Raw genomic sequence first — 18,497 nt, 5'->3', positions numbered from 1 at the left:
GCAGGGGTGTCCATCGTGAGGTGGAAGCTGGAGGAAGCCAGATACGCATTACGCTAACGGGCAGTTTAGAACAATGAACTAAAAGAGGACAATATTTACACCAGCTTATATTTCGATTAATTACCGTATTAATGGAATTAATCACAGTGCTATACTGAGGAGGAGCGAAGACTTAAAGGAGAGACAACATGCTGGAAGAATTAATTAGCTTCACGGTTGATGAGGCAGATGCAGGACAAACCGTGCGAGAAGTTCTGCAAAAGCGGTATGGTGTATCGCGGCGTTTGCTCATTCGTGCCAAGTTTAAAGGCTCCATTACACGGAATGGCGTTCTCGTATTTGTAAACGAAAAATTGCAAGCCGGTGATCAAATAGCAGTCATGGTTGAAGAAGAAGCAGAAGAGACTGTTGCTCCAGAGGACATGCCGCTCTCCATTCGTTACGAGGACGAGGATTTGATGGTCATCGCAAAGCCAGCGGGATTGGTCGTTCATCCGACAGGAAATCATCCCAGTGGCACTTTGGCAAACGGAATGATTGCTTATTGGAAAAAGCGTGGCGAGAACAGAAAGTTCCGGGCGGTGAACCGTTTGGATAAGGATACATCAGGCTTGATGATCGTAGCGAAAAATCAATGGGCGCATGAACAATTCAGCCGCATGCAGCAGATCAGGACGTTGCAGCGGACTTATCGGGCTATTGTCCAAGGAATCGTGGAGTCAGACGAAGGTACAATTCATGCGCCGATTGGCCTTGCGGAAAATTCGTTTATCACCAGACAGGTAAGGCCAGATGGGCAGAATGCTGTTACCCATTATCGTGTGCTTGCCCGAGGGGAAGGAATGAGTTTTGTCGAGGTGAAGCTAGAGACGGGGCGTACGCATCAGATTCGCGTACATATGAGCAATGAAGGGCACCCACTTGCCGGAGATGATCTGTACGGAGGAGAACGGGAGCATATCGGCAGACAAGCTTTGCACGCATGGGGGCTATCCTTTGTCCACCCGCGTAGCGGTTTTGCGATGAGCTGGGAGGAGCCTCTGCCAAATGATATGGAGCAGCTAGCCCAGCAATTTTTTCCTGATTATCTGTGCAAGGAAATGACTTAGGCGAAAAATTTCGTCATTTCCCTCTGGAAAGCTGTAAGCGTTTTCGATATGATAGAAGAAATTCGTTACAAACGTTGGAAACATAACAGTGAATAGCTGGCTGTCTGCGGGGGAAAATCCCGAAAAGATTTTTTTCAGTAGCAGACTAGACCCAGCTTGCGCCTGATGCCTGTTTCGGATCGTTTTGACAAAGAGGGCTTCCCTTTTTATTTGTCATGCACCGGAATTGCTTTGGGGGTGAGCTGGGTTTTCTTATCATATCGGAAAGCATAAACCTCTTCGGGTTTCTTTCCGATATTACGTAAAACATTCGGCTAATACGTGGTCGCTCATCCTTGAGCAAGCATCGATATAGGTTTTCTTATTGCCCAAGAGAAGGAGAGGGTTTCATGAAGCTGGTTTCCTATCGAGAAAGGGAAAGGGATGCTTGGCGAGCGGGGCTCTTGCACGAAGGAAAAGTCAAAGATATTGCACATGCATGTCCGGGGGCGCCAAGTACAGTGCTAGGTTTGCTGGAGGATTGGGCGGACTGGTTACCTGTTCTCCAAGCAGCATACGAGGCACAGGATGGCTGGGATTTGGAACAGGTCGAGCTAGGTTCGCCACTACCACGTCCTGCCAGCTTTCGTGACTTTTACGCCTTCGAGGCCCATGTGATGACAGCGCGAGCCAAACGCGGACTTCCAATGATTCCCGAATGGTATCACTTTCCCGTCTTTTATTTTTCGAATGCAGCAGCTTTTACAGGGACGCAAGCGAATATTCGCAGACCCAAAGCAACCGAGTGGCTGGACTATGAGCTGGAAATTGCCTGCGTGATTGGAAAAGCAGGAGTAAACATTTCAGTTGAACGAGCGGAAGAGCACATCGCAGGATATTGTATTTTAAACGACTGGAGTGCCCGGGATATACAACGGGAGGAGGTCAAGGTCGGTTTAGGACCTGCTAAGGGTAAAGACTTCGCAACGTCCATGGGACCGTGGCTGGTTACACCCGAGGAGCTGGCAGATGTACGCCTCACAGGTGAAAAGGGCAGCCGCTACAATCTAGAGATGGTGGCACGCATTAATGGTAGGGAGTATTCAAAAGGAAACTTCAAAGACATTCACTATACATTTGCTGAAATGATTGCCCGTGCCTCGGAGGATTGCTCCTTGTATCCTGGAGATGTTATTGGGTCGGGGACAGTAGGGACTGGCTGCATTTTGGAGCTGGGGACAGAGCAGTATGCTTGGCTTGCGCCAGGTGATGTAGTGGAGCTAGAGGTGGAACGCCTCGGTGTGCTTCGCAATACGATTTGTGAATAGGGATGAAAAAAGGAGGAAGGAACGTATGGCTTTTTATCATCGAATGGGGGAAGTTCCACAAAAGCGGCATACGACGTTTTACAAGCCGGATGGGGGACTGTACCGCGAGCAAGTAATGGGAACCAAAGGGTTTTCTGGGATTCAATCGATTCTGTATCACCACAATCCGCCTACCCAAGTGAGGGAGACGCGCAAATACGCAGACGTCCGTTTGGAATATGTGGAGCAGGCTAATTTAGCGCATCAGCATTTTAAAACATTTGATGTTAAGCCGGGTGGGGACCCGATTTTTGGACGTCGCTACATGCTGGGGAATAACGATGTCGTCATGGCAGTCTGCGCACCGACAGTGCCGATGGATTACTTTTATCGCAATGCGGATGGGGATGAAGTCGTCTTTGTCCATCAGGGCGAGGGAGAGCTGCAAACGATTTTCGGCACACTCACTTACAAGCCGGGTGACTACCTCGTCATTCCGATCGGCACGACCTATCGGATTGTACCTTCAGAACAGAGCCGCTTCCTCGTCATCGAGTCCCAGAATGAGATCGTGCCACCAAAGCGTTATCGCAACGAACACGGTCAATTATTGGAACATTCACCGTTTTGCGAACGTGATATTCGTTTGCCAGAAAAATTGGAGACGCATGTGGAAAGCGGAGACTTCGAGGTGCGCGTCAAACGCCAATCCGTGGTCTACAGCTACTTCTTTGACTTCCATCCGTTTGATGTCGTGGGCTGGGACGGTTATTTGTATCCCTATGCACTGAGTGTTCATGATTTTGAACCAATTACTGGGCGCATTCATCAACCGCCACCTGTCCATCAAACTTTTGCTGGTCAAAACTTTGTCATCTGCTCGTTCGTTCCGCGGATGTACGACTATCACCCGCAAGCGATCCCTGCGCCTTACTACCACAGTAATGTAGAAAGTGACGAGGTGTTATACTACGTAGATGGTAATTTTATGAGCAGAAAAGGTATTTACGAGGGTTCGATCACCTTACATCCAATGGGGATTCCACACGGGCCGCATCCAGGCAAGGTAGAGGCGAGCATTGGGAAAAAAGAAACGCAGGAGCTGGCTGTCATGCTGGACACATTCAACCCGCTTCACGTTACAAAGCAAGCGTTGGAAATTGAAGATGAGGCATACATGTCAAGCTGGTTGCCACCGAAGGAATAGGAAGAGGTGCAAAAACGCAATGGAAATCGCTATACACGAGATTGAACGGCAGGAGAAATACAAGCTCTTGATCGGATGCATCGTCCCGAGGCCGATCGCTTGGGTCACCTCGTTAGGGGAGGGAATGATCGTCAATGCCGCACCTTTCAGCTATTTTAATGTCGCCAGCATTGAACCGATGATGGTTTCGGTTGCCGTCATGCGCAAGCCGGGAAGTGTCCCAAAAGATACGGCACGAAACATCATCCAAACGGGAGAATTTGTGGTCAATATGGTAGACGTACACAATGTGGATGCGGTCAATCAGACTTCTGCCGATTATCCGCCAGAGATCAGTGAAGTAGAGGCAGTGGGGCTGGAAATCGCACCATCCGTTCATGTCCAGGTGCCAAGACTTCGTGCATCCCGCATTCATTTTGAGTGCAAGCTGCATCAGATTGTGGAATTAGGTAGTCCGACGACTTCGGATTTGATTATCGGGGAAGTGGTGCATGTACATGTAGCGGATGAGCTGTATCATGCAGGACGGATTGATGCTACAGCATATGCACCCGTTAGCAGATTAGCGGGCCATACGTATGCGACTCTGGGTGAACAGTTTGATCGTCCCCGCCCCGTTTATGAGCCACCTGTCAAATGATTGATCTCCGTCCAGCGACGGAGGACAAATCCCTCTACGGACCATTTTACCGCAATCGCCTATCGGGTATCCTGTAGATACAAGGCAAGCGGATACTGTAGAGAGGGTGGAAAGCAATGATGGAAAGACGACTATACCGTTCGCATCATGATAAACGGTTATTTGGAGTTTGTGGTGGGATTGCGCAATTTTTGCGCATTGACTCTACGTTGGTACGTATAGGAGTTGTCGTTCTTACTGTTTTTACAGGAGTACCGATTTTGCTTTACTTGCTGATGGCGATGATCATGCCAAAAGAACCGCATTGGTCATACGCTTCTGACGGTTTCCCGATGCATGATGGGCCATATAGTGGACATGCACGCATGAACGATTTGGATCAGGAAATTGACCGTCTGGAGAAGCGTGCTTTGGTACAGGAAGTGTATCGCCTGCGCGAAGAATTGGGCAAATACAAAGGACTTTAAAGCAAATAAGAGACTTCCAGGGCAGAAGGGTGACCCGTTAGGTGGATGCTTTGAACAAAGTGACCGTCTAACGGGTTTTTGCGTTTTCATCATCATGAATTGTTCCTACTCAGTAGAAGAGAAAAAGAAATACTTCGGTTAATTGGACAGGGATATCTGAAGGAGAAATTTAATGATTCTTAAAAAAAGACTAATAGGAATTCTGGGTATAGTGTTACTTTTTTCAGGAGTAGTTGTTCCATTGGGCATTGCTCCAAAAGAAGCGTGGTACTACACATCTCTACCAGGTTTAATTCTGCTTTTGGTGTCAAGCTTCATAAAAAAGTAGTACCATTTATTAAATGTTTGATTAATGTATAAGATGAACGGTGCCCCGCTAGACAGATACCTTGAAAAAAGTGACTGTCTATCGGGTTTTTGTGTTTCGATTTATTAACGAGAAATAAGTGAGGTTAGTGAAAATGAGTCGAAACAGAAAAAACTGACGAACATAAAAAAGATGACCCCTGATAAATTCAGGAATCATCTCATAGCTGCACGCTGATTATTGGCCAATCAAATCGGGTTGGCTGACGTACCATGCTTTTGATCGGCTTGCTCGGTCTCGCCGCTTCCACGTTATTATTTGCTTTCTCTGAAATAATGGCCTTATTGATTACCGAGCGTTTCGTTCAGGTAAAAGCCACAAGAAGTCTCTTTCCGGTTTGCCTAATTTTGATCCCACAAAAAAATGGTCAGCAACTTCTGGCGATCGCTGCATAACATGTAAGGTGGAAAACCTACATAGGGAGGGAAAAGCAGTGTATCTCGGCGTGTTCGATTTGAATCAGCGTTTGGAGCAAACCCGCAAAATCCTGCGGGAAAAGCAACATCTGAAAAAACTGATTGAAGAAGACATCCATGACTTGGAACAAGACGTCAAAGAATTAGAAGCAATGACGTCTAAACAAGACAAGTATGCGACCAGCGTTCAGCGCTAAAACAGCTGTATGATCGAAAAAAAGAGGAAGTGGCAACTGCCAGAAGAAGGCAGGGAGCCACTTTTTTAATTGGGAAGCGCTTGGTCCAAAACTTTTTCTACGATGGCAGGAACCATGCGGATCGCTGAACTATCGGTTCCGTACGTCTGGCTATCCGCGTAAGTACCTTCCATCAACAAGATAAGCGTATAGGCCAGCTCGCACGGATGAGCAGCGCCAAGGGCTGTCGTGCGTTCCAAAAAAGCGTCGCGGATACGTTTCTGATGAGAGCAAACCAACTCGCGAACGGGATGAACCGGATCAGGAAACTCGACAGCTACATTGATAAAGCAACAGCCGCGAAATTGCTCGTTGGACGCGCGCGCAGCCAGATCAGCAAAAAACTGAATGAGTTGCTCTCGTGGCTGATTGGGATGTTTGGCGATGCTCTCTTCCCACTCTTGCCAAAAAACGTCTTGCTTGCGCTTCATGTAGGCGAGAATCAGGTCTGTTTTCGAGGAAAACTGCCGATAGACGCTCATCTTATTCATTCCAGCACGCTCGACAATAGCGTCTACACTGACGGCATGGATCCCTTCTTGATAAAACAATTCCTCAGCAGCGTTCAGGATGATCTCTTGTGCTTTTTCACGAGGAACGCGAGGCCGTTTTGCTTCCGTCATATACCATCCTCCATTTAGGACTTCCAGACGTCGGCGACAATTTCAAAAGAGCGCACACGATCGGCATGGTGGTACATTTGCGTCGTAATCATGAGCTCATCTGCTCCTGTAGCATCGAGCAACTCTTGTAGTTTGCTTTTCACAGTGGCAGGGCTACCAATAATGGAGGAACGCAGCTGTGCTTGGACAGACAGTTTTTCGAATTCGCTCCAGAGCTCATCCATATTGTCCACAGGTGGTTGGATTGGCTTGAGATCACCGCGGACGAGATTTAAGAATGCCTGGTAATGGGAGGTAGCCAGTCGATTCGCGAGCTCATCCGTATCGGCTGCCATCACGTTGACGCCAACCATGGCATATGGCTGAGCCAGCACTTCCGATGGGCGGAAACAATGGCGATACGTCTGTAAGGCAGGCAAGGTGAAGTTCGGTGAAAAATGCCCCGCAAAAGCAAACGGCAATCCGAGCATACCTGCTAGTCGCGCTGAGAAATCGCTGGAGCCGAGCAACCAGATCGGGATGTTCAGACCTTCGCCAGGGATAGCACGGATAGCAGATGCCGATTCGCTTGTTCGTGGACGAAGATATTCACGCAACTCCTCCAATAACTCCGGGAAATCCTCTCCACCAATCCGCAAATCGCGGCGCAGCGCACGTGCTGTTCGTTGATCCGCCCCGGGTGCGCGTCCTAGACCTAAGTCGATCCGGCCTGGATAGAGGGACTCCAGTGTCCCGAATTGCTCGGCGATCACGAGTGGAGCATGGTTGGGCAGCATAATGCCGCCTGAACCTACACGGATTTTGCTAGTGCCGCCGGCAATGTAACCAATGAGAACGGAAGTAGCAGAGCTGGCAACGCTGGGCATTGCGTGGTGTTCGGCGAGCCAATAACGTGTAAAGCCCCATTTCTCCACCTGTTGCGCCAGATTGAGACTGTTTTTATACGATTCAGCAGCAGTGCTACCCTCCGTAATGGGTGCTAAATCGAGAACGGACAATGGAATCTCTCGAAGTGGCTTAGAAGAGATTGTATCGGACATGGGTTGGAACCCTCCTTGTGCTTAGCGGTTGCTGGTCGGATAATTTTGTTACTGGGTAGTAACAAAACGTACTTGCATCATACGGAGCGGCAGAAGGGATGTCAACACTTGGATGTGCGACCGAGCACATTGGGAGAAAAAGAAAAAGCCCTGACAATGCAAGGGCTCTTCGTACTTCCTTATTGTTTTGTTAAGATAACAGGTCCATTCGCGGTAATAGCGAGTGTGTGCTCGTATTGAGCGGACAGCTTCCCATCTCGTGTACGTGCTGTCCAACCATCTTCATCGACCTTCGCATGGTACGTCCCGATGTTCAGCATGGGCTCAATGGTAATGACCATGCCTTCTTTGAGGCGTTGTCCTCTGCCAGGAGGGCCAAAGTGAGGAACGAACGGCTCCTCATGCATTTCCTGACCGATACCATGTCCGGTAAAATCGCGCACGACAGAGTAGCCTTCTGCTTGCGCATACGTTTGGATAGCATGGGAAATGTCACCGATCCGATTGCCTACGACAGCTTGCTCAATACCGAGATACAGCGATTTTTCAGTGACTTCCAGCAGTCTTTTCGCTTCCGGGGACACAGTTCCCACTTCATAAGACCAAGCGGAGTCAGCCAGCCAACCATTTTTTCGAACAACCATGTCGATTGTGACGATATCGCCATCACGCAGAGGCTCTTTTTTGGGGAAGCCATGGCAGATGACATCATTGACTGAACCACATGTGGCATAGGGATATCCATGAAACCCTTTTTGCTCAGGGGTCGCGCCATTTTTAGCCAAAAATTCTTCTACGAATTGATCAATCTCCCAGGTAGAAATGCCTGGACGAATCATTTTGGCAATCTCACGATGACAAGCAGCCAAAACTTTGCCTGCTGCATGCATGAGTTCAATTTCTTCAGGTGTCTTGAGGATAATCATCGACTCTCTCCTTCTCCTCGTTAGTCAAGATCTCTCTATAGTATATAGTGTAGTGCCGTTCTGCGCCAATTGCCACACCGAAAACGGCATGGTAGGATGAGGAAGAAATAATCAACCCTGGGGGTAGGTAGCGTGGACAAGTTTCAAGAACATCTGGCGAACTACCAGATTCATGTAAAAGAAGACGTGGAAAAACGTATTGCCTTTATTCGTGAGCAAATTGATGGAAATGGCCTCGGCGGTGCAGTCGTCGGTATTTCTGGTGGAATTGACAGTGCCGTTACAGCAGCGCTGTGTGTGCGTGCCTTAGGCTCTGAACGCGTCATTGGCGTTTGGTTGCCTGCATACTCGCAAACCGTTCATGAAACAGATTCCAAGCAACTTGCTGAAGCGATTGGAATGAATTTGCACACGGTAGATGTAGGGGCAGCCTACGATGCTTTGGTTCCTGCTATCGAAGGTGTACTTGGGCTTGATGACAAAACAAAGGGAAATACAAAGGCTCGCTTGCGCATGACAGTGCTGTACGCCATCGCTAACCAAAAAGGATACTTGGTAGCGGATACGTGCAACCGCAGCGAGATTCATGTTGGCTATATGACAAAAGGTGGAGACGGTCTTGCTGACTTTAACCCAGTAGCTAGCCTGACGAAGCATGAGATGCGAATTCTTGCTGCTGAGCTCGGGGTGCCTGGAGAGATCATTACGAAGCCGCCTTCTGCTGATTTGTGGGAAGGGCAGACGGATGAACAGGAGATGGGCTTCACTTATGAGGATCTGGATCGTTTGCTGATTACAGGGGAAACTCGACCGGAAGCCAAAGAACGTATTGATTACCTGCATCGAATCTCTGAGCATAAGCGCAACATTATGCCAGGTATTTAAAATATGGCAGAGATCTACAGGTTGTTTACAAGTTGTCTGTGGCAAACGACAAGTGCAGTAGTCTCAACCGAGCAACGTATTTACTTGTTTGATCCGGCGTATTTTCCCCATGAGGTAGAGGCGATTTCTGACTATGTGCAGAGTGAGAGGAATGGAAGGGAGCTCGTTCTCGTCCTAACTCACGGAGATTGGGATCATGTTGTCGGAGTCGGCAAATTTCCGGATGCTACAGTCATTGCACAAAAGGAAATTCTGACCGATGGACGGATCGAGGCTAAGCTGAACAAGGCCAAAAAGTTTGACGGGTCGTATTACGTGGTCAGATCGTATGAAGTAGGAATGCCGAAATTCACGAAGCTTGTGGAGGATGCACAAGAGTGGGAGGAAGTCTTTTTCCTGCCTGTGCCAGGACATACACCCGATCAGATGGCGACCTTGTTCCGGGAGCAGAAGCTGCTTGTTGTCGGAGACATGCTATCCAATTTGGAGTTCCCGTTTATCGATGACAGCAGTGCCTATTTGGACAGTCTGGAAAAAATCGAACGGTTGGTTCTTCAAGGAGAAGTAGAAGAAATCATTCCTGGACACGGCGTACCTGCAAAAGGACGCGAGGAAATCCTGCATCGAATTGAACGGGATCGTCAGTACTTATTGGATGCACGTGCCGTTGTTTTTGAGGGTATCGCTAATAACGTAGGGGAAGACATACTGGGAGAAAAGTTTTCCCAATTGACGTATGATGGTGTTTCGATTGATGAACATCTCCGTTCAGCCCATGACCAAAACCGGGATCAACTATGCAAGGAAGCTATTTTGCGGAAAGGTTGATTATTCCACGGTTTTATAAGATAATAGGGGTTACGCAAATCTTTCTAGGAAAGAGGTGGAACAGATGTCTACAACTGAATTGATGCTGAGAACAAGTCTGGAAGGACGTGTGAAGCGTACGTTGCAAACGTACTTCCGTCGCCCTAACGACGTGTTGATCAAGGAAAGCCTCGGAGCGAACGGTTTGTCCCCAGAGCAAGTGGAAGTAACCGTGAAGCTCTTGAATGAAGACAAAACTGTTGCCGAAATCATGGAGCATCTGCACGATCAAGGCTACTTTGCATAACATTGCGAGCAAAAAAGACCGGACTGACAGCGAATGTCGGACCGGTCTTTTTCGTTCGAGCAATTAAGGGGGAGGACTTTCCTCAGGTAATGAGCGCCGTAATTTCTTGCGACGATATAATTGAAGGCCAGTTAAAACGAGAAAGTAGCTCGCGAACGCGACAATCAGCCCCATGATGGCACTTCCTGTAAAATAGACAAGTCCTTTTTCTTTCACCCAGACAAGCCATGGCATCCCAGACTCGTGATGATTCAAATGTCCTTGTAACGGTTTGCCAATCAGCACGTATCCAATATTGTAATTGAAAAGAATGAAAAGCGGTAAGATGAGCTTTCCTATGACAAACGCAACCAAACCAGCGGGAAAACTGGCGCGAAACAGCTTGCAGAGTGGGAAAAGCAATAGGAACGCGAGGCCGAAAGTAGGTAGTGTAATAAACTCGATGAAGATTCCGAGCGAAAATCCGCGGGCGACGAAAGCTGGAGCCCCTTTCATCCTCAGTACCTTGTAGTATTCGAATTTTAGCTTTCGATATGCTTTTTTCCACAACGTGCTTCCCTCGTTTGTTCCAAGTCATTTGTCCGTAAAATCCCCTAAGGGTATGGCGAATGGTGAGGCTGGATTCGTTTTTGTGTTGATGTTGTAGAGTATCTCCAAGTTGGCAAAAATTAATAGTTGTCATATGAGCTCTTATTTGTGAATGCGCCTTTCTTTTGGCATAATGGAAGAGGGTAGCTTGCTGGAAAAGTGGTGACATTTGTGGAAGGTGTAATGGGAACCTTCGGTGATTATATTGCGCAATATGGGTATGGCGCCTTGTTTGGATTGTTCTTTCTAGGAATTTTGGGGATGCCCTTGCCAGAAGAAACGCTGCTTGTTTTTTCAGGATTCCTTGTTTCAACGGGAAAATTGGAATATTGGCCTACCTTTTTTGTCTGCTTTCTCGGTTCCGTTACAGCGATGACGGCAGCATACTGGATCGGCAGAACGCTAGGCTACGCTTTTCTCGAGCGATATGGGAAACAATTGGGGATGGGCTATACCGTTTACAAAAAAACAGAAGAGTGGTTTAATCGCGTCGGAAAATGGGCGCTTCCGCTTGGCTATTTCATCCCTGGTGTCCGTCAGTTTACGGCCTATTTTGCCGGGATCACGCGATTGCCATTTCCGACTTTCATGCTCTATACCTATTTGGGTGGGCTGTTTTGGAGCTTGCTTTTTGTGACGCTTGGCTGGCAATTAGGAGAACGTTGGGATGAGCTGTTTGATTTGATTGCCCGTAACCTGGCGATCTTCTTTATCGCTTTGCTGGCATTGATCGCAGCTTGGTCGTATTTCAGACACAAGGCGAATGTAAAAAAGCAATTACGGAGGGATCAGAATGAGTGAAGAAAACCGCAACGAAAATCTACTGCCTGTGGTTCGCAAGCCAACGGAACTGGTTCCTGTCGTATTACCGGAAAAACATCAGCGTTTTTATGATAAATTGCGTGAGAAAATCGAAACGTTCATTAGAGACAAGGGAATCAATGATTCTGTAGCCAACTTTATATTGCTTGCACCAGATTTGTTTGTTCTCTTGGCTCGTCTTATGCTAGACAAGCGCGTAGGAGTTCAATCAAAAGCGTTAGCGGGTGTAGCGGTTGCCTACTTCATTACCCCGATTGATTTTATTCCAGAGGCATTAGTTGGCGGATTCGGATTAGTGGATGACGTTATTTTGGCTGTGTATGCTTTGCGCAAGATTTTGGTGGATATCGATGAATCGATTGTACGTGAGCATTGGAATGGCGAAGAAGACCTTTTGGCTGTCATTACGAAGGTGGTTCGATCAGCGGATGATTTAGTTGGCAAGAAAATAGTGAAAAAGCTGGAAGAAACCCTGTTCCGAAAAAAATAAGCTAGGATGGGACATATAGATGAAATATTTATTGGATTATCAAGAGGGAGAGCGTGTTGTCGCTTTTTGCCTGATAAAAAGCAAGGAAGCGGGCGTAGCGAGTAATCAGAGTGAATACTTGAATCTGGAGCTGGGAGATCGCTCCGGTACGATCATGGCAAAGCTGTGGGATGTCAATGCGGAAATGAAGGAATGGATTAACGTCAAATCTGTTGTGAAGATTGATGCTGCTGTCCAAATGTACCGTGGCAAAAAGCAACTGGTGATTCAACGAATCAGACCGGCTGCGGCATCAGACGAAGTTCAGATGGAATCGCTCATTCCGATCTCGCCAGTTCCAGTAGATGAACTGTGGACAAAGCTGACCCATGCGGTTGACAGCATGCAGAGTGCCACACTCAAGGCCATTATTCAAGAGGCGCTGGCAACAGAGGAGATTCACGAACGCCTTCGCCATTATCCGGCTGGCGTTCGTATGCACCATAACTATTATCACGGTTTGCTCGAGCATATTGTCTCTTTGTTGACGGCGGCGCAGAGTCTCTTGCCACTGTATCCACAAGTAGACAGGGATGTACTCATTGCGACTTGTATCTTGCACGATATCGGAAAACTGTACGAGCTATCTGACCCCATCGCTCCGGATTACACCACACCAGGTCAGTTAATTGGTCACTTGGTCATGGGAGTCGAGATGGTAAGCGGCATTTGCCGTAAGCTAGATATTTCTTTAGGGGACGCAGAGGTTCTGCACTTAAAGCATTGCATTTTGAGTCATCATGGAGAGGTAGAGAACGGCTGGGGCAGTGCTGTATCTGGAAAAACGCCTACAGCTGTCATGTTCCATTACCTGGACCAAATCGACAGCAAAATGAACGCTTTGAGCCAAACACTAGCGGACATGCCGGAAGAAGAGGAATGGGCGTACGCTGGCGTGCTTAGACGAAAAGTCTGGCGCGGGTATTAATCGATGGAACAAAAAGCCAACTGCTAAGCAAAACGAAGCAGTTGGCTTTTTTTAGATAAATCAGAAACGTTTTTGCAGGATGCTCGTCTTACCAGTAATGTCTTGTAAGGAGGAGGTATTCCTGTGAAAAAGCGAAACAGAGCTGCCATGTTTGTGTTGGCAGTCAGCATGGTCACGACACCAGTGGCACTTCTGCATCCGTTGTCTTCTTATGCGTATGATGGCAAAGCGAGTCTGGAGCCTATTCAGTTGCCAGAAGACATTGTCCACTTGTTAACAGAATTGAAAGAGGACTACGTGCCTCTCATGAAAGGCCTTCATGTGGACTCTTACGGAGGGACAAGCAATTCGGGGTATGTCATTCATCTTTCGGATCGAAAGAGTGTTATTACCACGAATACGACGCTCACTATCTCCACAAATGCAAAGGGAGATTTGACCAGTTTTGTCCTGCATGATGTGAATCGGGACAAAACAACCAAAATCAATCAAAAGGAAGCCTATCAAAAGGCTGTGGACTTTATTCGGAATTACATAGCAGTTGACCATGTTATTTCCCCGCAAGCGATGCTTTCTTACGATCGTGCATCTGAGCTGGATCATCTGGCGGTTGTCAGTGTCTACCCACAGTTGAACAACACATGGGTGGACAAAGAGACAGCACGGGTCATGGTTGACGCAAAGGGGCAGGTTGTCCATTTTCAGCAAGAAAAGCGAAAGCTTCCTACCGCAAAAGAAGTAGCGGACCCAAGCAAGGCTGTACCGCTTGAAAAGGCAATGAAGGAGTGGCAAGACAAGGTATCCTTGGAATTGGTCTACGATGAGTCAGCAGGCAAGCTTGTTTACGTGCCTGACCAATTGCCAACGATAGATGCTCTGACTGGTGAAGAAGTTTCGTCTGTGTATCAAACAACGAATGAGACGATGAAAATCAAAGGAACAGCAGACATGGGCGTCTGGCGAGAGACGAAAAAAATGGAGCAGATGCTCGAAAAGGATTTTGGCTTGAGGCTGAATCAACGCACGTACAAAAATGTAAAAGAAGACAAAAAGTACAAAAACAGCGACATCGATCGTCATGAATGGAATGCGAATTCGTATCAAAGCGCGTGGATTACGCTCGACCGTAAAACAAAATCACCCATTGAATTCAAGCTGGATGGTCCCGTAGAAAAGGAGCCTGAGAAGCCGCTCACGCATGATGAGGCAAAAGACATCGCCGTACAATTTGTGAAAAAATACTTATTGTCCAAAGAACAAACCTTCTTCGTAAAGGAGACGAGTCTTGTAGAAAATCTGCCGGGTTGGGCAGATCAAAATCTGGTACGGCCAATTAGCAGCTTTGCCTTTCATCCTGAGATTGACGGTATCCCTACCAAGAGGCCATTGTTCTATCTGGAAGTGGACGGGAAGAAGGGCAATGTAGTCCTTGCACAAGTAAATGAACTGCCGTCCATACCAGCTACCATCAGTAAAGACGGTATTGTCAAGGATGAGAAAGCAAAGAATGCGTATGTCAAAGAAGCAAATCTACGCTTGGCATACTGGTATCCGAAGGTAGGGACGCATTCAGCGAAACTGCCGCAGCTGGCTTATTTACCAACAACGAATACCAAGTCTTTGCAGATCGATGCTGCAACGGGTGCGGTGGAGGAAACTTGGCTGGAATGGAAAGCTACCCAATAACCGATACCCGATATGGTGTAGAAGCCATGTCGGGTTTTCCTTTTCATCATTATCGGAATTCATAAACACTTCAAGGCAGGTAGGATTTTTTTTCTTTTTGTAGAATAACTTCTTGATTCCCATTTGATTTGGCATACAATGCCGATCACGAGAAGGAGAAAGTGCAATGAAACGGCCAACTTATACCCTACCAAGTATTGTAAAAAAGGTATTCCGGCCCGGTGAGCGCTCCCTTCCACGTACGGAGATCTGCTCCCGGATGGAAGCGAATGAGCTGAATGCTTTTTTGGAGCTGGACTGCGAGACAGTACTGGATAAAGTGTTGAAAATGGAGCAGTCTCCAGTGCGCGTTGGAAGCTCAGAGGCGATCGTAGAGGTCACTCACCAGCCACATCAAGTGTACGACTTGGCTCATCGCTATTTGCGCGATAGCCAAACACCAAAAAAGCTTGAGCAAATCGTCGCAGAGCTGCGTCGACAAACGCAGTTTGGCTGGAATCAGATTCTTCGTATGCTGCAATTGGAACGCGATCCTCGCTTTGTGCAATATCAAGGCGACAGCAGATGGTTTTTGGCAGAGTGGACTTTGGGCAATGACCAAGTGTATGCGTTTTGTCGCGACAATGGTATTACACAGGTAGCTGCTCGCACATTAGTCCATTTTCTGGAGCAGGAGGTTGGAATTGCTTCAGATGCTGCTTTTCTCCCTGCGCAAGATGACCGCTTCCGCATTGACGGTGATACCATGTACATCATTGCTCGTAGCGAAGATTCCAAGGAAGAGCAGGCGGCCCTCGAGGTTGCTGTTGCTGCCCCTTCTGTATCGATAGGAAACAGCGAGTCCGTCTCAGAAGAAATTGCATCGGAAGAACCAGCGAATCCCTTACACCAGGTGGAACCACAACAAGAACAACTATTTACCAAGGAGGAAGCTACTATGTCTACCATTACCAACCAGCAAGTTCTCGAGGAAGTACAAAAACTGATGCAAGAAGCTATCAGCCGCTTGGAGACAAGAAACCAAGAAATGTCCCAAGAAGTTGTCGCTCATTTTCAACAAAGCAATATGCAAGCTATAGAAGTGCTGATGAAAGAGAAACATAAGCATGAGCAGATCGTACTTGGCATTCAACAGGTACTAGCGACCAGTGAACAACAATGAGTCAACTTGAGGCTACGATCCGGTTAGAGCAGAGATTTGCCATCCTGCGCGATGTTATCGCGGGCTATCGGATTCGCCTTCAAGAAATGGAGAAGGAAGTAGTGGAGCTTTTTGCCACGAACCAACTCTCTGCTATTTCAGCATGCATGGGCGAGAAGCAGCGCATCGTCAGGTTGATGAATCGACTGGAACAATTTATTGTCCAATGGGAAACCAACAACACGGATGTGGGTATCGCACATGAACCAAAGCGAGAACACTTGAACACATGACGAATAATGCGGTAAAATAGGGGGATTGTGCATGATTCCCCGCGCATGCCGCGTGGGATGGAAAGGAGATCCAAACCCTCTATGTCGGTAGGAAGAAACGAACTGTGCCCTTGTGGGAGCGGAAAAAAATACAAAAAATGCTGTGGGGTAGTCACTCCTATTACGGAGCTGCGTAGCCGCCACGAGCAAAAGCTGCAAAAAGAATACGCTGGCTGGGTCGAAAGACTGAACCATTTTGTCGGCGCAAATGTAACCAGCGAGACGATTCAAGAAGCGCGGAATCGGTTTGCGGAAGAAGTCGGCTTGACCCAAGAGAGTGTCTCACGTCCTGAATGGGCAGCGCATTTCTTCAACTGGTGTGTATTGGACGTCAAAACAGGTGGAAGCACGCTGCTTGAGAACTATATCAAACAGCATGGACGTCGGATGGAGCCTGATCTTCGCCGTGCGTTTGCTGGACTGCACCTGAATGTTTATGAAATCGTGGAAGTGGATCGTGATGTCATCACGGTTCAACAACCGATTTCGGAAGAAAAACACTATCTGCTTCGTGCCAATACGTTGAATGTTGTCCCTGGACAATTGATCGTAGGGCGCCTGCTGAATCTCGGTCTGCGTGATATGCTCTTCTCTGGCAGTATCATCTTGCAGCCACATGTCAAGGAAAGTCTGCTCGAGTGGTTACACCAGCATCCAGAAGTAGAAGCAGCAAAGACAGATACGAGCAAGAGAAGCTATACGACAGAGCTGTATCACTTCATCGTTCAATTTGGTGAAGCGGCAAGCGAGTCAGAAGCACCGAAGCAAGATTCGCTTCTCCGTCGTACTTATGCGATGCCAGATCGTAAACAGCTGTTGAAAGTAATCGAGTCGAACCCTGCATTTGAGCTGAAAAAGCGGGATGGTGCCCGTGAGACATGGGTATATGCGACACGCAAGGAAGAGCATTTGTTCCCGAATTTAAAGGATGCCTTGCTGGAGCTATACGAAGTACAGGCAGAAGTGATTTTGCAGGATAACAGTCTGATTCTGGAAGGGTTCGCACCGCAGTTGGACGAAGTCGCTGAGACTTTACTGCTGCTTGCATTTGAGAACGAAGAGGAGATTCGCGTTCTTACTTCAACGGGCTCTCGTTTGTCCAAAGGAACTCTGTTTATCACGAGTCAGCCTACTTTGCCACCAAAAGTATTGCAGTGGGCAGTCCAAACCTATTTTGCTGAAAAATGGCTGGTTACTTCCCATGAACAGCTCGATGATTTGGCTCCACTTCTGGTTGCTGCTACTGAAAACGAGGCGCTGCATGATAAACTCCACAAGCTGATGGAGCAAATGGAACAGGATCATAAAATCGGACAAGGCTTGGCTCGCTTTATCCGAATGGACATGCTTCGTCCGCGCCTCTCGTTGTCAAATGACAGCCTGCATGTGCATAACCTGTTGCGCCGTCCGTTGATCGAGGGATTGCCGGAGAGTGTGTACACCGTACATCCTGACAGACTTGCGGACATCAATCGCTTCGTACAAGAGATGACTGATGGCAAGTCGGAAGCAACCGTCAAAAAGTACGATGAGGTCATGAACAATTTCCGTTCATTCGTCAGAGGAGCGTTTGGCCCATCTTTCACATGGGAGCAGTTGCGCAGAGAGGACCTGGTATACTTCCTCGTCCACGACATTTTCACACGCACGGACGCAACGACCAAAACGTTGGCAACCAATCTGATGTCTGTTTTGACGGCGTTCTTCAAGTGGCTGGATAAGCAAGGACCATACGCGCTTTATCCTGTCATGCAGCCATTGTTTGCCGAGTTGAAGGAAACATTGCCGGAATCCTATCGCTTGCGTGGTGTGCTGGAAAAAGAAGCGACTCAAAATCTTTACAGCAACCCGATGACGATTAAGGATATCACGGAAGAATCCATGCTCGTGCAAGAGATCACTTCATCTGGTTGTACGGCAAAACGTGCGAATGGCGAGACAATCAAGCTGTCTATTGGTGCTGAATTGGGTGCGATGCTGGCAGCAGATTGGTTGATCCATGGCGTATTCGGTCAAGGTGAGGACGGTACTTGGAGACTGTATGGTACGCCTGAGGTGTATCCGCCAGTCATTGCCCAAGTGCTGGGCGCACCAACAGGTGTATTGGTTTAGATCCTTTTAACATGAAGAAAACCCGAGGAGTCGTGTCCTCGGG

At 47.8% G+C, this 18,497-nt stretch carries 20 protein-coding genes; 16 read left to right on the top strand and 4 right to left on the bottom strand.

Annotated elements, in window-relative coordinates; translation table 11 throughout:
* The first annotated feature begins 188 nt into the window (after window positions 1-188).
* From HPY31_RS23730 to HPY31_RS23700, 6 genes are all read left to right on the top strand, one after another.
* Window positions 189-1,109, top strand: coding sequence for an RluA family pseudouridine synthase (locus HPY31_RS23730; protein WP_172142709.1), 921 nt, complete (start codon window positions 189-191; stop codon window positions 1,107-1,109).
* Between the two features lie 389 nt (window positions 1,110-1,498).
* A complete protein-coding gene (locus HPY31_RS23725; RefSeq protein WP_172142708.1) occupies window positions 1,499-2,416 on the top strand; it encodes a fumarylacetoacetate hydrolase family protein in 918 nt (305 codons plus the stop codon).
* Between the two features lie 25 nt (window positions 2,417-2,441).
* Window positions 2,442-3,602 carry a homogentisate 1,2-dioxygenase gene (locus HPY31_RS23720; protein ID WP_172142707.1) on the top strand — a complete coding sequence of 387 codons (1,161 nt, stop codon included), beginning with the start codon at window positions 2,442-2,444 and terminating at the stop codon, window positions 3,600-3,602.
* A 19-nt stretch (window positions 3,603-3,621) separates the two neighbouring features.
* Window positions 3,622-4,242, top strand: a complete 621-nt coding sequence (locus HPY31_RS23715) for a flavin reductase family protein (protein WP_172142706.1) — start codon at window positions 3,622-3,624, stop codon at window positions 4,240-4,242.
* A gap of 116 nt (window positions 4,243-4,358) precedes the next feature.
* Window positions 4,359-4,709, top strand: coding sequence for a PspC domain-containing protein (locus HPY31_RS23710; RefSeq protein WP_016742416.1), 351 nt, complete (start codon window positions 4,359-4,361; stop codon window positions 4,707-4,709).
* Window positions 4,710-5,509: 800 nt separating this feature from the next.
* Window positions 5,510-5,689 (top strand): hypothetical protein, encoded by a 180-nt coding sequence (locus HPY31_RS23700; protein WP_172142705.1) that lies wholly within the window; start codon window positions 5,510-5,512, stop codon window positions 5,687-5,689.
* Window positions 5,690-5,754: 65 nt separating this feature from the next.
* On the opposite strand, the gene HPY31_RS23695 is transcribed toward HPY31_RS23700, so the two are convergent.
* From HPY31_RS23695 to map, 3 genes are all read right to left on the bottom strand, one after another.
* Entirely contained in the window at window positions 5,755-6,351 is a 597-nt protein-coding gene (locus HPY31_RS23695; RefSeq protein ID WP_172142704.1) for a TetR/AcrR family transcriptional regulator, read from the bottom strand.
* A 14-nt stretch (window positions 6,352-6,365) separates the two neighbouring features.
* Window positions 6,366-7,391: an LLM class flavin-dependent oxidoreductase gene (locus HPY31_RS23690; RefSeq protein ID WP_172142703.1), complete on the bottom strand. Its 1,026-nt coding sequence runs from the start codon at window positions 7,389-7,391 to the stop codon at window positions 6,366-6,368.
* Between the two features lie 179 nt (window positions 7,392-7,570).
* Window positions 7,571-8,317, bottom strand: coding sequence for a type I methionyl aminopeptidase (gene map / locus HPY31_RS23685; RefSeq protein WP_172142702.1), 747 nt, complete (start codon window positions 8,315-8,317; stop codon window positions 7,571-7,573).
* A 132-nt stretch (window positions 8,318-8,449) separates the two neighbouring features.
* Here map and nadE point away from each other — a divergent pair, with 132 nt between their 5' ends.
* The 3 genes from nadE to HPY31_RS23670 all read left to right on the top strand — a co-directional run bounded on the left by nadE (window position 8,450) and on the right by HPY31_RS23670 (window position 10,316).
* Window positions 8,450-9,202 carry an NAD(+) synthase gene (gene nadE, locus HPY31_RS23680; protein ID WP_015892327.1) on the top strand — a complete coding sequence of 251 codons (753 nt, stop codon included), beginning with the start codon at window positions 8,450-8,452 and terminating at the stop codon, window positions 9,200-9,202.
* 3 nt (window positions 9,203-9,205) lie between these two features.
* Complete coding sequence (locus HPY31_RS23675) at window positions 9,206-10,030, top strand: MBL fold metallo-hydrolase (protein WP_172142701.1); 825 nt, start codon at window positions 9,206-9,208, stop codon at window positions 10,028-10,030.
* A gap of 64 nt (window positions 10,031-10,094) precedes the next feature.
* Window positions 10,095-10,316 carry a hypothetical protein gene (locus HPY31_RS23670; RefSeq protein WP_016742422.1) on the top strand — a complete coding sequence of 74 codons (222 nt, stop codon included), beginning with the start codon at window positions 10,095-10,097 and terminating at the stop codon, window positions 10,314-10,316.
* 63 nt (window positions 10,317-10,379) lie between these two features.
* Here the strand turns inward: HPY31_RS23670 and HPY31_RS23665 are convergent, their stop codons facing one another.
* Window positions 10,380-10,865 carry a DUF2062 domain-containing protein gene (locus HPY31_RS23665; protein ID WP_041749548.1) on the bottom strand — a complete coding sequence of 162 codons (486 nt, stop codon included), beginning with the start codon at window positions 10,863-10,865 and terminating at the stop codon, window positions 10,380-10,382.
* 210 nt (window positions 10,866-11,075) lie between these two features.
* Between HPY31_RS23665 and HPY31_RS23660 the strand changes: the two genes are divergently transcribed.
* From HPY31_RS23660 to HPY31_RS23630, 7 genes are all read left to right on the top strand, one after another.
* On the top strand, window positions 11,076-11,705 hold the full coding sequence (locus tag HPY31_RS23660) for a DedA family protein (protein ID WP_172142741.1): 630 nt from the start codon (window positions 11,076-11,078) through the stop codon (window positions 11,703-11,705).
* Window positions 11,698-12,216, top strand: coding sequence for a YkvA family protein (locus HPY31_RS23655; RefSeq protein WP_015892322.1), 519 nt, complete (start codon window positions 11,698-11,700; stop codon window positions 12,214-12,216). The genes HPY31_RS23660 and HPY31_RS23655 overlap by 8 nt, the downstream gene beginning before the upstream one ends.
* 19 nt (window positions 12,217-12,235) lie before the next feature.
* Window positions 12,236-13,183, top strand: a complete 948-nt coding sequence (locus tag HPY31_RS23650; protein WP_172142700.1) for a 3'-5' exoribonuclease YhaM family protein — start codon at window positions 12,236-12,238, stop codon at window positions 13,181-13,183.
* Window positions 13,184-13,306: 123 nt separating this feature from the next.
* On the top strand, window positions 13,307-14,869 hold the full coding sequence (locus HPY31_RS23645) for a YcdB/YcdC domain-containing protein (RefSeq protein ID WP_172142699.1): 1,563 nt from the start codon (window positions 13,307-13,309) through the stop codon (window positions 14,867-14,869).
* A 166-nt stretch (window positions 14,870-15,035) separates the two neighbouring features.
* Window positions 15,036-16,031, top strand: a complete 996-nt coding sequence (locus tag HPY31_RS23640; protein WP_172142698.1) for a hypothetical protein — start codon at window positions 15,036-15,038, stop codon at window positions 16,029-16,031.
* Complete coding sequence (locus tag HPY31_RS23635; protein ID WP_015892318.1) at window positions 16,028-16,303, top strand: hypothetical protein; 276 nt, start codon at window positions 16,028-16,030, stop codon at window positions 16,301-16,303. Before HPY31_RS23640 ends, HPY31_RS23635 begins: the two co-directional genes overlap by 4 nt.
* Window positions 16,304-16,384: 81 nt before the next feature.
* The gene (locus HPY31_RS23630) at window positions 16,385-18,454 is read left to right on the top strand and encodes a YecA family protein (protein WP_172142697.1); all 2,070 of its coding nucleotides are present in this window, start codon (window positions 16,385-16,387) and stop codon (window positions 18,452-18,454) included.
* The last annotated feature ends 43 nt before the right edge of the window (window positions 18,455-18,497 follow it).

The organism is Brevibacillus sp. HB1.3, assembly GCF_013186635.1.
GTDB classification, from domain to species: Bacteria; Bacillota; Bacilli; order Brevibacillales; family Brevibacillaceae; genus Brevibacillus; species Brevibacillus brevis_D.
Note: the sequence above shows the minus strand (reverse complement) of the source record. Positions and strands in the feature narration are given on the sequence as shown.

What these genes read in the sequence shown, in the direction of transcription:
- HPY31_RS23695 (WP_172142704.1), bottom strand. Translation starts at nt 6,351, where the DNA reads ATGACGGAAGCAAAACGGCCTCGCGTTCCTCGTGAAAAAGCACAAGAG.
- HPY31_RS23730 (WP_172142709.1), top strand. Translation starts at nt 189, where the DNA reads ATGCTGGAAGAATTAATTAGCTTCACGGTTGATGAGGCAGATGCAGGA.
- HPY31_RS23635 (WP_015892318.1), top strand. Translation starts at nt 16,028, where the DNA reads ATGAGTCAACTTGAGGCTACGATCCGGTTAGAGCAGAGATTTGCCATC.
- HPY31_RS23675 (WP_172142701.1), top strand. Translation starts at nt 9,206, where the DNA reads ATGGCAGAGATCTACAGGTTGTTTACAAGTTGTCTGTGGCAAACGACA.
- map (WP_172142702.1), bottom strand. Translation starts at nt 8,317, where the DNA reads ATGATTATCCTCAAGACACCTGAAGAAATTGAACTCATGCATGCAGCA.
- HPY31_RS23715 (WP_172142706.1), top strand. Translation starts at nt 3,622, where the DNA reads ATGGAAATCGCTATACACGAGATTGAACGGCAGGAGAAATACAAGCTC.
- HPY31_RS23710 (WP_016742416.1), top strand. Translation starts at nt 4,359, where the DNA reads ATGATGGAAAGACGACTATACCGTTCGCATCATGATAAACGGTTATTT.
- HPY31_RS23690 (WP_172142703.1), bottom strand. Translation starts at nt 7,391, where the DNA reads ATGTCCGATACAATCTCTTCTAAGCCACTTCGAGAGATTCCATTGTCC.
- HPY31_RS23650 (WP_172142700.1), top strand. Translation starts at nt 12,236, where the DNA reads ATGAAATATTTATTGGATTATCAAGAGGGAGAGCGTGTTGTCGCTTTT.
- HPY31_RS23725 (WP_172142708.1), top strand. Translation starts at nt 1,499, where the DNA reads ATGAAGCTGGTTTCCTATCGAGAAAGGGAAAGGGATGCTTGGCGAGCG.
- HPY31_RS23655 (WP_015892322.1), top strand. Translation starts at nt 11,698, where the DNA reads ATGAGTGAAGAAAACCGCAACGAAAATCTACTGCCTGTGGTTCGCAAG.
- HPY31_RS23720 (WP_172142707.1), top strand. Translation starts at nt 2,442, where the DNA reads ATGGCTTTTTATCATCGAATGGGGGAAGTTCCACAAAAGCGGCATACG.
- HPY31_RS23630 (WP_172142697.1), top strand. Translation starts at nt 16,385, where the DNA reads ATGTCGGTAGGAAGAAACGAACTGTGCCCTTGTGGGAGCGGAAAAAAA.
- HPY31_RS23670 (WP_016742422.1), top strand. Translation starts at nt 10,095, where the DNA reads ATGTCTACAACTGAATTGATGCTGAGAACAAGTCTGGAAGGACGTGTG.
- HPY31_RS23640 (WP_172142698.1), top strand. Translation starts at nt 15,036, where the DNA reads ATGAAACGGCCAACTTATACCCTACCAAGTATTGTAAAAAAGGTATTC.